This is a genomic window from Limnospira sp. PMC 289.06 (genome assembly GCF_032350395.1).
GTDB classification, from domain to species: Bacteria; Cyanobacteriota; Cyanobacteriia; order Cyanobacteriales; family Microcoleaceae; genus Limnospira; species Limnospira platensis.
On record NZ_JARPLC010000007.1, the window covers coordinates 45,756 to 59,370 of the forward strand.

At 46.6% G+C, this 13,615-nt stretch carries 12 protein-coding genes; 6 read left to right on the forward strand and 6 right to left on the reverse strand.

The window, feature by feature from the left end:
• Positions 1–51: 51 nt before the first annotated feature.
• The 6 genes from purL (at position 52) to P5674_RS03110 (ending at position 8,738) form a co-directional block, all read left to right on the forward strand.
• Positions 52–2,421, forward strand: coding sequence for a phosphoribosylformylglycinamidine synthase subunit PurL (purL, locus tag P5674_RS03085; RefSeq protein ID WP_014274365.1), 2,370 nt, complete (start codon positions 52–54; stop codon positions 2,419–2,421).
• A 163-nt stretch (positions 2,422–2,584) separates the two neighbouring features.
• Positions 2,585–4,066 carry an amidophosphoribosyltransferase gene (purF, locus tag P5674_RS03090; protein WP_315669787.1) on the forward strand — a complete coding sequence of 494 codons (1,482 nt, stop codon included), beginning with the start codon at positions 2,585–2,587 and terminating at the stop codon, positions 4,064–4,066.
• Between the two features lie 66 nt (positions 4,067–4,132).
• Positions 4,133–5,746: an apolipoprotein N-acyltransferase gene (gene lnt, locus P5674_RS03095; protein WP_193520738.1), complete on the forward strand. Its 1,614-nt coding sequence runs from the start codon at positions 4,133–4,135 to the stop codon at positions 5,744–5,746.
• A gap of 143 nt (positions 5,747–5,889) precedes the next feature.
• Positions 5,890–7,122: a type IV pilus twitching motility protein PilT gene (locus tag P5674_RS03100; RefSeq protein WP_006618469.1), complete on the forward strand. Its 1,233-nt coding sequence runs from the start codon at positions 5,890–5,892 to the stop codon at positions 7,120–7,122.
• Between the two features lie 132 nt (positions 7,123–7,254).
• Positions 7,255–8,049, forward strand: a complete 795-nt coding sequence (locus P5674_RS03105; RefSeq protein ID WP_315669788.1) for a circadian clock KaiB family protein — start codon at positions 7,255–7,257, stop codon at positions 8,047–8,049.
• Positions 8,050–8,054: 5 nt separating this feature from the next.
• The gene (locus P5674_RS03110; RefSeq protein WP_006618466.1) at positions 8,055–8,738 is read left to right on the forward strand and encodes a PD-(D/E)XK nuclease family protein; all 684 of its coding nucleotides are present in this window, start codon (positions 8,055–8,057) and stop codon (positions 8,736–8,738) included.
• 44 nt (positions 8,739–8,782) lie between these two features.
• Here the strand turns inward: P5674_RS03110 and P5674_RS03115 are convergent, their stop codons facing one another.
• The 6 genes from P5674_RS03115 to atpE form a co-directional block, all read right to left on the reverse strand.
• Positions 8,783–9,733: a F0F1 ATP synthase subunit gamma gene (locus P5674_RS03115; protein ID WP_008055484.1), complete on the reverse strand. Its 951-nt coding sequence runs from the start codon at positions 9,731–9,733 to the stop codon at positions 8,783–8,785.
• 218 nt (positions 9,734–9,951) lie between these two features.
• Positions 9,952–11,469, reverse strand: coding sequence for a F0F1 ATP synthase subunit alpha (atpA, locus tag P5674_RS03120; RefSeq protein WP_014274372.1), 1,518 nt, complete (start codon positions 11,467–11,469; stop codon positions 9,952–9,954).
• Positions 11,470–11,535: 66 nt separating this feature from the next.
• Complete coding sequence (atpH, locus tag P5674_RS03125; RefSeq protein ID WP_014274373.1) at positions 11,536–12,084, reverse strand: ATP synthase F1 subunit delta; 549 nt, start codon at positions 12,082–12,084, stop codon at positions 11,536–11,538.
• Positions 12,081–12,614 carry a F0F1 ATP synthase subunit B gene (locus P5674_RS03130; protein ID WP_043468009.1) on the reverse strand — a complete coding sequence of 178 codons (534 nt, stop codon included), beginning with the start codon at positions 12,612–12,614 and terminating at the stop codon, positions 12,081–12,083. The genes atpH and P5674_RS03130 overlap by 4 nt, the downstream gene beginning before the upstream one ends.
• Before the next feature lie 127 nt (positions 12,615–12,741).
• Positions 12,742–13,227 (reverse strand): F0F1 ATP synthase subunit B', encoded by a 486-nt coding sequence (locus P5674_RS03135; RefSeq protein WP_014274375.1) that lies wholly within the window; start codon positions 13,225–13,227, stop codon positions 12,742–12,744.
• Between the two features lie 131 nt (positions 13,228–13,358).
• Positions 13,359–13,607, reverse strand: a complete 249-nt coding sequence (gene atpE / locus P5674_RS03140; protein WP_006618460.1) for an ATP synthase F0 subunit C — start codon at positions 13,605–13,607, stop codon at positions 13,359–13,361.
• Positions 13,608–13,615 lie beyond the last annotated feature (8 nt).

The following is a 13,615-nucleotide window of genomic DNA, read 5'->3' on the forward strand; positions in this document are numbered from 1 at the left end:
TAATTTAGGCTTATGATGTTTGGTTGTTATCCTGACCGAGCGATCGCCACTATGTCCATTATTGCTGAATCCCCATTTAGCCCCGAAGAAATAGCCTCAGAAGGCTTAAAACCCCAAGAGTATGAGGAAATCTATCAAAGACTAGGCAGACACCCCAACAAAGCCGAATTAGGGATGTTTGGGGTAATGTGGAGTGAACATTGCTGCTACAAAAATTCTCGCCCTCTCCTGAGCCAATTTCCCACCAGTGGCGATCGCATTCTCGTCGGTCCAGGAGAAAACGCCGGAGTAGTAGACTTTGGCGACGGGATCCACCTAGCCTTCAAAATAGAATCCCATAATCATCCCAGTGCGATCGAACCATTCCAAGGAGCCGCCACTGGAGTCGGGGGAATTTTGCGGGATATTTTCACCATGGGAGCGCGTCCCATCGCCGTACTAAATGCCCTGCGGTTCGGTTCCCTAGAAGACCCCAGGACGCGGCCAATCTTGCTGGGAGTAGTCGCCGGAATTTCCAACTATGGTAACTGTTTTGGAGTTCCCACCGTCGGCGGAGATGTCTACTTTGACCCCCACTATAATGGCAATCCCCTAGTTAATGCCATGGCGATCGGGATTATGGAAACCCCAGAGATAGTCAAATCCGGTGCCGCTGGTATTGGTAACCCAGTGCTTTATGTAGGTTCAACCACCGGAAGGGACGGAATGGGAGGCGCAAGTTTTGCGAGTAGCGAACTCAGCGAGGAATCCATAGCCGATCGCCCTGCTGTACAAGTAGGAGATCCATTTTTAGAAAAATCCCTAGTCGAAGCCTGCTTAGAAGCCTTTAAAACCGGGACTGTAGTCGCCGCCCAGGACATGGGAGCCGCCGGAATCACCTGTTCCACCTCCGAAATGGCTGCTAAAGGGGGAGTCGGTATCGAACTAGATTTAGACCTAATCCCCGTGCGCGAGACCGGAATGGTTCCTTATGAATATTTATTATCCGAATCCCAGGAGAGAATGTTATTTGTAGTCCACAAGGGACGGGAATCAGAATTAATTGAGATTTTCCATCGTTGGGGACTCCAAGCCGTCGTCGCCGGAAAAGTCATTCCAGAAGCGATCGTGCGGATTTTATTTAAAGGTGAAACCGCCGCCGAAATCCCCTCCACAGCTTTAGCTGATAATACCCCCATTTATCACCGGGAATTGATGTCAGAACCCCCGGAATATGCCCAAACCGCCTGGGCGTGGTCGCCGGAAAGTTTACCCCCCACCACAGCATCAGGGATAGAAATAGAAAATCAACTGGTAACTTGGAATCAGGTCTTATTGAATCTGCTAGATACCCCATCGATCGCCTCTAAGTCTTGGGTATATCGTCAATATGACCACCAAGTGCAAAACAATACCATCATTGTGCCGGGGGGGGCTGATGCGGCCGTCGTGCGGTTGCGTCCTCAAGAACCCATTGGCAATAATCCCGGTAAAATTTGGCCGGCGGTGGCGGCGACTGTTGATTGTAACGCCCGCCATGTCTATCTTGACCCCTACGAAGGCGCTAAGGCTGTGGTTGCAGAGGCGGCTCGGAATTTGAGCTGTGTCGGGGCTGAACCTGTGGCGGTGACGGATAACCTCAATTTTGGGAGCCCGGAAAATTCTATTGGTTATTGGCAATTAGCACAAGCCTGTAAGGGCATTTCTGAGGGCTGTAAGGCGTTTTCTACTCCGGTGACGGGGGGGAACGTTTCTCTGTATAACGAGACTCTGGACGCGCAAGGAAAGCCACAGGGAATATATCCGACTCCGGTGGTGGGAATGGTGGGATTATTGCCAGATCCGGCTCTAGCTTGTGGTCAGAGTTGGCAACAACCAGGGGATTTGATTTATCTGTTGGGGGTGGCTAATTGGTTGGCTGATGAGGATCCAAGTTATATTACCCTGGGAGGATCGGAGTATTTAGCCGTAGTACATAATCTGGTGGCGGGTAAACCTCCTCGGGTCGATTTTGACTTGGAGCTTCAGGTGCAAAAGGTTTGTCGCCAGGGAATTGGTAACGGTTGGGTGCGCTCGGCTCATGATTGCGCCGAGGGAGGATTGGCGATCGCTTTGGCAGAATGTTGCATTGGCAACCGATTGGGGGCTACCATTAACCTAGGGTTAACCTCAGATCCTGGGCAACGCTGGGATACGATCCTGTTTGGTGAGGGGGGAGCTAGGATTTTGGTTTCGGTTCCTACTCAACACCAGCAGGCTTGGGAGGGTTATCTGCAAGAAATCTGGGGGAGCGATCGCCAATTTTGGCATCCCTTGGGTACAGTGACTGCAGTTGACTCGTCTTTGCACATTCTAGCTGATGATCACACAGGTTTAATTGAGGTTAATCTCTCGGAAATCGCCGATCGCTATAATTATGCGATCGAACGTCGTCTATCTTAAAGTTCCCTTTGGGGGATTTATTCCTCAGCCTATTCGCGATCGCATCTCATCTGCTAGAGCAACTACTACCGACATAAGAGATAACTGATAGTTAGTAATTGACAGTTATTAATTATCTATCTCTTTCGGTTTTTACCAACTCAGTCAACATCTAAATATTACTATGATTCCCAATAAGTCCGATGTGACCGATGACCAGTTTCACACTGAGCTAATCCCCGATAAGCCAGAGGAAGCCTGCGGTGTGTTTGGAGTTTATGCTCCCGGTCAAGATGTGGCAAAATTAACTTATTTTGGGCTATATGCTCTCCAACATCGAGGTCAAGAGTCAGCAGGAATAGCGACCTTTGAAGGAGAAAATCTGCATTTATATAAAAATATGGGGCTGGTTTCCCAAGTATTTAATGAGTCTATTTTACAACAGTTAAAAGGTGATTTAGCCGTAGGTCATACTCGCTATTCTACTACGGGATCTAGTCGCATTGTTAATGCTCAACCTGCGGTTTCCGAAACTAGACTGGGACCCGTGGCTGTGGCTCATAATGGTAACTTAGTTAATACTACTGAATTGCGGGAGGAAATGAGTAGGCGGAAGTTTGATTTTGTCAGCACTACCGACACCGAATTAATTGCTTTGGCGATCGCTTCCGAAGTTAATGGCGGTAAAGATTGGTTAGAAGCTAGTCTTACCGCTTTTCAAATGTGTGAGGGAGCATATAGTTTGGCTATTGGTACTCCCGTCGGTTTAATGGGAGTCCGAGACCCACACGGAGTCAGACCTTTAGTAATTGGAACTTTGGGAACTAATCCCCAAAGATATGTTTTGGCTTCCGAAACCTGCGGCTTGGATATTATTGGCGCTGAATATCTCCGAGATGTTGAACCGGGAGAATTGGTTTGGATTACTGAACAGGGGATTTCCTCATTCCATTGGAGTCAAAAACCTGCGCGGAAATTGTGTATTTTTGAAATGATTTATTTCTCCCGTCCTGATAGTGTCGTCGAAGGAGAAAGTTTGTATAGTTATCGTATGAGAATTGGTCGGGTTCTGGCGACTGAATCTTCTGTTGATGCTGATATGGTTATTGGAGTACCTGATTCCGGTATCCCAGCAGCGATCGGCTTTTCTCAACAGTCGGGAATTCCTTATGCGGAAGGATTGATTAAAAACCGTTATGTCGGTCGCACCTTTATTCAACCTACCCAAGTTATGCGAGAGTCCGGTATTAAAATGAAGTTGAATACCCTGAAAGATGTCCTGGAAGGAAAACGGGTAATTATGGTTGATGATTCCATTGTTAGGGGGACTACTAGCCGTAAAATTGTTAAGGCTTTACGAGATGCTGGTGCGACTGAAGTACACATGAGAATTTCATCGCCTCCCGTCACTCATCCCTGTTTCTATGGGATTGATACCGATAACCAGGACCAGTTAATTGCGGCGACTAAATCTGTCGCGGAAATTCAAGAACAAATAGGCGTCGATTCTTTGGCTTATCTCAGTTGGGAAGGTATGCTAAATGCTACTAAACAAGACCCCTCGACTTTCTGTTCCGCTTGTTTTACGGGGGATTACCCTATTGATGTACCGGAACCCGTTAAACGCTCTAAATTGATGTTAGAAACGCCTCCGGTTAAAGCCTAAAATTATCCCCGATATCATGGTGCGTTATGGAATATAACCCCAATTCCGCCAATTATTAACTCCTAGATGAAACTGCTTTCAGTCGAACATTTTAACCTCAAGTTACCCGCTAATTTTAACCTCCGAAAAGTGCGCTATATCTCCCTGTCTCTATTCAGTGGAATATTGATGGGGTTGGCTACCGAACCTCTGGGGTGGTGGCTAGTGGCTTGGGTGGCTTTTGTTCCTCTGTGGGTTATGGTGGTGGAAGCCAAAAGACGGGGACGAATACCCTGGGAAATAACCGCTGGTTGGGGTGTTGGCTATTATGGCTTTTCCCTGTTTTGGATGACCGGAATTCACCCCATGACCAGTCTGGGAGTTCCCTGGTTGGCTAGTTTGGCGATCGCTATATTTTCCTGGGTTTTTATTACCCTCTGGGGAACAGCGATCGTCATCGTTTGGGGATGGTTATTTGCGAAATTAATGCCATTAAATATCGGCGCTAAAACCTCGTTAATTAGAATCCTAATAGGGACGGCTTTATGGTGTGCTTTAGAAGCCGTTTGGAGTGGGGGTCCCCTGTGGTGGTCAACACTCGCTTTAACCCAAAGTTTCGGTAATTTGGTGATTCTCCATTTGGGTCAAATCTCTGGACCTAATACCGTTGTGGCTACTATATTAGTCGTCAATGGGACTGTAGCTGAACTCTGGTTAACACATAAACAGCAGAAATCGTCACTCTATTTAATTCCTGTCGGAATATTTGCGATCGCTCATTTAATCGGATTGAGTCTCTACAATATTCCCCTAAATTCTGACCCCGAAACTTCTCTGAGAGTCGGAGTTATTCAAGGGAATATCCCTAATGAAATTAAACTCAATCCCCAGGGTTTTCGACAGGCTTTAAATGGATACACGCGGGGATATTTAGAATTGGCGGCGCGGGGTGTCGATGCAGTCTTAACCCCCGAAACCGCTTTGCCTTTTGTCTGGAACAGACATGACAGCTATCACTACAATTATAGCTTATATCAGGCGATTTTGCCACAAGGTGTTATAGCTTGGGTGGGGGGATTTGGCGAGACCGAAGGGGGATTAACTAATAGTTTATTTACCATTAATGGTGAAGGGGAAATTATCGGTCAATATGACAAAACTCATTTAGTTCCCCTGGGTGAATATATCCCCTTTGATGCCATTCTGGGAAGGGTCATTAATCGTCTGTCACCCCTGGAAGCGCGGTTAGTCGCCGGGGAAAAACAACAAAAATTTGAGACTGGTTGGGGAAAAGCGATCGCTGGAATTTGCTACGATTCCGCCTTTGCTGACCATTTCCGCCGTCAAGTAGCAGCAGGAGGGGAATTTATCCTAACAGCCTCTAATGATGCTCATTATGCCACTATGATGCTATCACAACATCACGCCCAAGATGTGATGCGCGCCATAGAAGGCGATCGCTGGACAGTTAGGGCTACTAATACAGGTTATTCTGGCATTATCGACCCCCACGGTCGCACCTTATGGATTTCTGGTATCAATACCTACGAAATCCATGACCATATCATTTACCGCCGCCATAGCCAAACCCTTTATGTCCGTTGGGGAGACTGGTTAACTTTCCTTTTACTAGCCATAAGTGCGATCGTCATTTTCTGGAATCGTTTTCTGTCATTAGCGATACCACAAAATAGGCGCTAATATTAATATCATGGTTAGAGCTGATAAATCGCTGCCAATTTCTTCCTTTGTTAGCCTTAGTCACACAGGAAACAAGAATCGGCTAGATTGCCTTTCCGCCGCCAGCTATAGCTAGGCGGTTTCCCAGCTACCGGAGATATTCCATGACACAATCACAACGCCCCCCAGCCCCCCCGCGTCCACCTAGCCCACCTGCACCCCCTCGCCCACCTGCACCGGGCGCTCAGAAAAGTAGCCCTCCACCTGCACCCGCCCAAGCAGCAAGTCCCGTCGCCGTGGGAATTACCAGCAGAGGACCAGGACCTAGCCCCGGACAGCCAACCTTGCGAGAGATTGTCCAACGCGCCGATGAGTTAGGCGCATCTGATGTTCACTTAGGGGTTAATGAAACACCTCGCCTGAGATACCGAGGCGATATGACCCCCCAAGAAGATTGGCCAGTCACAGACCTTAATAGCTTTATGAGTTGGCTACGGGAGGTCTTAACCGATGAGGAAATCCATCAGTTTCAGGAAAACCTAGACTTTGACGGAGCCGCAGATTTAGGCTTTGTGCGGATTCGGATTAGTATTTTTGACTCTCTCAGTGGTCCGGCGATGGTGCTGCGGCTAATTGGTGCTACCATCCTCACCCTAGAACAGTTGAAATTACCCGAGGTTTTTAAAAAAATCTGTAACTATCACAAGGGGTTGATGTTGATTACCGGCCCGACGGGTTCAGGTAAGTCTACTACCATGGCCGCGATGATTGATTACATCAATAAAAACTACGCCTATCACATCATCACCATTGAAGACCCGGTGGAGTTTGTACACCAAAGCCGAAAATCCCTGATTAAACACCGGGAAGTTGGACGACATACCCTCAAGTTTTTTAATGCTCTCAAGGGGGCTTTGCGTCAAGACCCTGATATGATGCTGGTGGGGGAAATTCGGGACAAGGAAACCATGCAGATTGCCATTAAAGCTGCATCAACAGGTCACTTGGTAGCTGGAACCCTCCACACTAACAGCGCCATTAAGACCCTAACCCGGGTTTTGGATATGTTCTCGGCTGAGGAACAGTTATCAATTAAAACCGCACTGGGGGAAACTTTGGTCGCAATTATTGCTCAACTGTTGTGTAAGACGACAGATGGCAAGCGGGCCGCCTTCCATGACATCCTCATCAACACCGATGTAATCAAAGAGTATATCATGAAGGATCAGTATGAGGAAATTAACCAGATTATGCTCAAAGATACTTATGAAGGGATGACGACTATGAACAGATCCCTTTATGAATTGTATCAAGAGGGGCGCATCACTGAGGAAATTTGTCTGGATGTGTCGCCTTTCCCCAACGAGATGAGTCAGATGCTACGGGGTAGAGTCTAACAAAAGTGTAAAGTTTTGACCATTAGCCCGAACTCTGAAATACACTATAAATGGTCTAATCTTAAATAAGGTTGCTCTCCTGGGCAACCTGAGTCGTTTTTGGCAAACAGTTATAACTGTGAGCGCATATCATTGAGTTTTACCCCCTTGGCTGTTCCTAATTTATTTAAAGGGATTGCACTTTTTACGCCGGGTGGTGACCTAATTTATTCCATTGACTACAGTAAACAGCTTAGGTGGCATCTAAATCTGTGTACTGCTTTACAGGAAATTTTAGGTTTACCTGAACCCCCCCATTTTCTTGTTCCTTGTTATACGGCGAGTTTTGACCGGTGGATTGATCCAATTACTCAGAAAGTGAGAGTTTCAGTAGAAGCATACCCTCCGGTGTGGCGATATCAGCCGTTGCTGAATGCTATTTTTGAAACGGTAGACCTGGTTTGGCAACCTGTGCAGATTGGTGATCAAGTTGGCAATCCCTTGGTTTTAGCAACTTATGATCAACCGTTTCCAGAACTTTGGAAAAATCATGACCTCATTATGAGGTTTAAAACCATGGATAATCAAACCAAATTTTCACACCAAGATAGTGATTCTGGGTCTGACTCCCAGAATCCCACACCGTTGGCATCTGATTCTAATGGTACACCAACCGAAGGATATGTGTTGAGGCTGTTTGTTTCTGGTCACAGTTTAGCCACAGAAAATACCCTGGAAACTTTGCATCAACTACTTGAGCGATCGCTCAATCACCCTTATACTTTGAAGGTGATTGATGTACTCAAACACCCGGAACAAGCAGAAGCTAGTCATATTTCGGCTACTCCTACTTTGATGAAGGTCTGGCCGCAACCTAAGCGCCGGATTGTCGGAGAACTCAATGATGTGGATACTATTCTAGAACTTTTGGGTGTGCTGGAGGATTAATAATTTTGACGGGTAAGTTAAGATTATCCCAAAACCATTTCAATCTCCTAGAAACCTGTCCCCGGAAATTTCAGGAGACCTATTTAGATGGGTTGGTCTCTCCGAGAACCTGGGAACAAGAAGAACATCTGGGTTGGGGAAGTCGTTTTCACCTGTTGATGCAGCAGGGAGAATTGGGTTTGCCAATTCAAGGTTTTATGGCTGAGGATCAGGAGTTACAAACTTGTTTATTAGCCTTGGTTAAAGAGGCTCCCGAGGTTTTTCAGCCTCAGTATAACTATGTATCGGGAGAATTTCGGGAGGCTGAACATTATCGCACCTGGGGTTTTGGGGATTATGTTTTAGTGGCGATTTATGATTTATTAATTGCTCATGAAAATCAAGCTCAAATTATTGATTGGAAAACTAATCAACGCTTAATTAATCGGCAGAAATTGGCGAATAATTGGCAAACGCGGCTTTATCTTTATTTGTTAGTAGAAAGCAGTGACTATAGCCCAGAACAGGTATCTATGACTTACTGGTTTGTGCGTTTAAGAGGGGATGAAGTACCCCAGAAAATTACTTTTGTTTATGACTCACAGCAGCATGAAAAAAACCACCGCGATTTAACTAAATTGTGCGATCGCCTCAGTCATTATCTGCATCAATACCAACGGGGGGAGGCATTCCCCCAGGTGGCATCTTGAGGACTCGACAAGGGAGGCGATCGCCTTTCTAGGCTTTCTAGGCTTTAATTTTCCAAAGCCACCGCACCGCCAACAACTTCCAGGATCTGCTGGGTAATTGACGCTTGGCGAGCCTTGTTGTAAGACAGGGTAAGGGTTTTCACCAAATCACTAGCGTTATCGCTGGCGTTGCTCATAGCAGTCATCCGAGCCGCCAATTCACTAGCGGTAGACTCCTGCCATGCTCGTAGCAATTGGTTAGTCAAAAACAGAGGCAACAAGGCATTAAGGATATCAACCGGATCTTGCTCAAAAATCATATCCTGAGCGAGGGCTTCCGGCTCAACACTCACCTTTTCTCTAGTTACATCAAACTTACCACCTTTGCTAGTGAGGCGGAACACCTCATCATCCTGAGCCTCTAAGCCTTGCAGGTCTAGGGGTAGCAGAGTTTGGGTAACAGGTCGTGAACTAATCAGAGAGACAAATTTCGTGTAAATCAACTCAACGCGATCCACTGCTCCCGACTCAAACCAGGCGAGGATTTCATCAGCCGCACTGGATACCTTTTGTAGATCTGGGGTTTTCTCTGGGTTATCGCGACATTGAGAGATCGGAGCATCCCGACGGGTAAAATGTTGAATAGCTTTGCGACCCACCAGAAGATAGCTATATTCCAGCCCTTCGGCTTTCAATTCGGCCGCCCGTGCTTCTGCCCGTTTAATAATATTACTATTGTAGGCTCCACACAGACCCCGGTTTCCTGCCAGCACCACCAGTCCCACCTTTTTCACCTCCCGCTGTTGCAGCAGAGGACATTCTACATCCTCAAATTGAAGGCGACCTTGGAGACCATAGAGAACCCCTGCTAGACGGTCAGCAAAGGGACGGGTAGCTAACACTTGTTCCTGAGCGCGACGCACCTTAGCGGAAGCAACTAGGCGCATGGCTTCGGTAATTTTTTTGGTATTTTTGACTGACTGAATGCGATCGCGAATCGCTTTTAAGTTTGACATAGTTTTATGATCAGTAATTGTTATCCACAGATTATTACGACTCTGGGAGTTAATAGGACCTCAAGCACCAGGGATATAGTCAATAACAGACCCATATAGGGGAAGGGGGTCAGTTCCCCCTCATCCCTCAATTGTTGCCTTTCCCCGTTTTAATTAATTGGTGCGTTACGGCATAAAGCGTTTAGTTTCCCCCAATGGCTGATCCCGTGTGACGCACCCTACGCGGAAACTAAGAAAGTCTGCTTAAACTCAGCAATTGCTTCTTTAAGCATAGCCTCAGCTTCTTCGGTGAGGACTTTTTGGCTTTGAACAATCTCGCCATATTTAGGCTTACTATTTTTCAGATAATCCCGCAGACCTGTAGTAAAGCTCACAACTTTATCTTCTGGAACATCATCAAGATAGCCATTAATACCACAGTAAATCACAGCTACTTGTTCAAACAGTTGTAGGGGGGAATTTTGAGGCTGTTTGAGTAGTTCTTGCAGACGTTTACCCCGTTCCAACTGGTTACGAGTCGCTTGGTCTAGGTCAGAAGCAAACTGAGAGAAGGCTGCCAATTCGGCAAACTGAGCTAGTTCTAGTTTAACCTTTCCAGCCACTTTCTTCATTGCCTTAGTTTGGGCAGCAGAACCCACACGGGAAACGGAGATACCAGCATTCACCGCCGGACGCAGACCGGAGTTAAACAGGTCAGCCGACAGGAAGATCTGACCATCAGTAATAGAAATTACGTTAGTGGGGATGTAAGCGGAAACGTCACCGGCTTGGGTTTCGATGATGGGTAGGGCTGTCATGCTACCGCCGCCCAGCTCATCGTTTAATTTAGCAGCCCGTTCTAACAAACGAGAGTGCAGGTAGAATACATCTCCGGGGTAGGCTTCACGACCGGGGGGACGACGCAGCAGCAGGGACATTTGACGGTAGGCTTGAGCCTGCTTGGAAAGGTCATCGTAAATTACCAGGGTGGCTTTACCTTGATACATGAAGTATTCCGCCATGGCTGCTCCGGTGTAGGGAGCCAGGTATTGCAGGGTAGCGGGGTCACTAGCGTTAGCTGCCACAACAATGGTATAGGGGAGAGCGCCTTTTTCTTCCAAGGTGCTGACCACTTGAGCCACAGTTGAGGCTTTTTGACCGATCGCCACATAAACACAGATTACATCTTCTTCTTTCTGGTTAATGATGGTATCAATAGCGATCGCTGTTTTACCAGTTTGACGGTCTCCGATAATCAATTCCCGTTGACCCCGACCAATGGGAATCATCGAGTCAATAGCGGTAATCCCTGTTTGCATAGGTTCACAAACAGAGCGACGGTCAATAATACCGGGAGCCGGAGATTCTAGCAGACGGGTATCGGAGGCTTGAATTTCCCCCTTACCATCGATGGGACGACCCAGGGCATCAATTACCCGTCCCAGCATAGCTTCTCCCACGGGAACTTGGGCAATTCTTCCGGTCGCGGTCACAGCGGAACCTTCTTGAATTTCCAGGCCTTCGCCCATTAGTACCGCACCCACATTATCCTCTTCCAGGTTTAGGGCGACACCAATTGTACCATCGGCAAATTCTAGCAGTTCTCCGGCCATAGCTTTATCTAAGCCATAAATCCGGGCAATACCGTCACCAACTTGCAGCACTGTACCAACGTTAGAAACTTTAACGTCTTGGCCGTACTGTTCGATTTGGTCTTTGATAATATTGGCGATTTCGTCAGGTCTGATGGATACCATAGTTAGTGTTTGTGATCCGTTGCTAAAGGTTAAACTAAGATAAATGGCTAAGGTGTCGGCGAATTATTAACCGACAGTTAGGCTCATACCAATGCGGCGCAGTTGTCCTCTGATGCTGGCATCAAACAATTGGGAACCCGCTTTAATGATGACACCACCGAGAATCTCTCGATCAATTTTCAGATCCAGCTCTACATTGTGTGCCCCAGTTCTAGCCTTGATCTGTTCAACAACCATGTGTTTTTGGTCGTCGTTGAGTTCTACTGCCGAGGTAACTTCTGCCAAAACTGTTTGATTAAGTTTCCGCAACAAAGCCAAGTATTCTTGGGCTATTTCTGCTAGAAATAGGATGCGACCGCGATCTACTAGGAGCATTAAGAAGTTCCGCAGGTAGGGGTGTACTTCCTCTCCTAACAGTCGTGTAATCACGGCTTTTTTATCTTCTCCTTTCACCACCGGACTGCCTAGAAAATCCTGTAGTTCCGGGGAATTCTTCAGCAAATCAATAAGCGATCGCATTTGATTGCCAAAATCTTCCGTGGTATTGTTTGATTTAGCCACCGACATCAAAGCCGTGGCATAGGGTTCTACTAATTGACCAACAATTGAACTCATGAACCTCCTCCTAGTAAAGCCAGGGAGCGATCTACCAGTTGGTGCTGGGAATTTTCATCTAGGCGTTCTCTAATTTGCACTTCTGCCTGTTCCAACGCTTGAGACACAGCCAAAGCCCGCAACTGAGCGATCGCCCTACTTCTTTCCGCTTCCAAATCCTGATTAGCCGTCAGCTTCATCTGTTCAACATCTGCCTTAGCACGAGCTGCAATTTGCTCTCTAATCACTTGGGCACGTTCCACAGCAGAAGCCTTAATTCTTTCCGCTTCCACCTTAGCTTGAGCCAAGTTTTCTTGTTGTTCAGCTAGAGCTTTTTCGGCATCTTGCAAACGTTGCTCGGCTTCCTTAATTGCTTGCTCAATTTGAGAGCGTCTTTCACTCAAAATTTTATTGAGAAAGCCCCGCCCATAGTAAACTAGCAAACCAATAATAATGCCTAAGTTTATCAGGTTAGTTTCAAACAGATTAAAATTCAGTCCAAAACCACCCTCATGACTGGCTTCTGTCGCCAGTAATACAAGATTCACCATCTTCCTCTTCTCATAATTTCATGTGATTGCCCTTTCCTCAACCGCCGCCTGGCTTGATTAGGGATGGTATGTAGGCTTAACTTTTCCCCCATTTATAGGGGATTGAAAATAATTTTTGAGAGGACAGCTACCCAATCATTCCGGCTCCTAAAAGTTTATCGAGAATCTGGCGACTAATAGAGTCTACCTGTTTGTCCAAACTTCTTTGAGCTTCGATTTTATTTTGTTCAATTTCTTGATAGGCTGCTTCTCGAATTTTCTGAGCTTCTTGTTGAGCCGCTGCCATTTCCTGCGCCGCAATTTTTTGAGCTTCAGCCTGAGCATTAATAATTAGTTGTTGAGACTCCTTACGAGTTTCTGCCAACTCTAGCTCATACTGTTTAGCCAAACTTTCTGCCTTGCTCAAACGTTCTTTAGCACTCAGCTTATTTTGGCGAATGTAGTCAGCCCTAGAATCAATGGCATTTCCCAAGGGCTTGTAAAAAATTTGGTTTAAGATAGCTGCCAGGACTAGAAATTGTACAGCCATCAATGGCAGTGTAGCATCAAAATCAAACAGACTACTCTCCGTAGCTGCCTCTTCTACGGCCAGCAGAATTGTCGAGTGTATCATTTTTTTGAAGGGTGTTAACCAATAGGCTTGCGAACTTTCTTTTGTTTTTCAGACCACCATAAACGGGTAGATTTCAGATTTGAGACTAGATAAATCCGCCCAAATCCGAAATCTCAGAAATCTGAAAATATCTATACGAAGGGGTTGGCAAACAGCAACACCAGAGCCACTACCAGACCGTAAATAGTCAGTGCTTCCATGAAAGCCAAGCTCAACAGCAGAGTTCCACGAATTTTACCTTCCGCTTCAGGCTGACGCGCAATTCCTTCTACCGCTTGACCAGCAGCTTGACCTTGACCCAGACCAGGCCCAATAGAGCCTATACCTACTGCGAGAGCAGCAGCGATTACGGAGGCGGCAGTAGTTAAATTAGATTCCATAGTTGGTT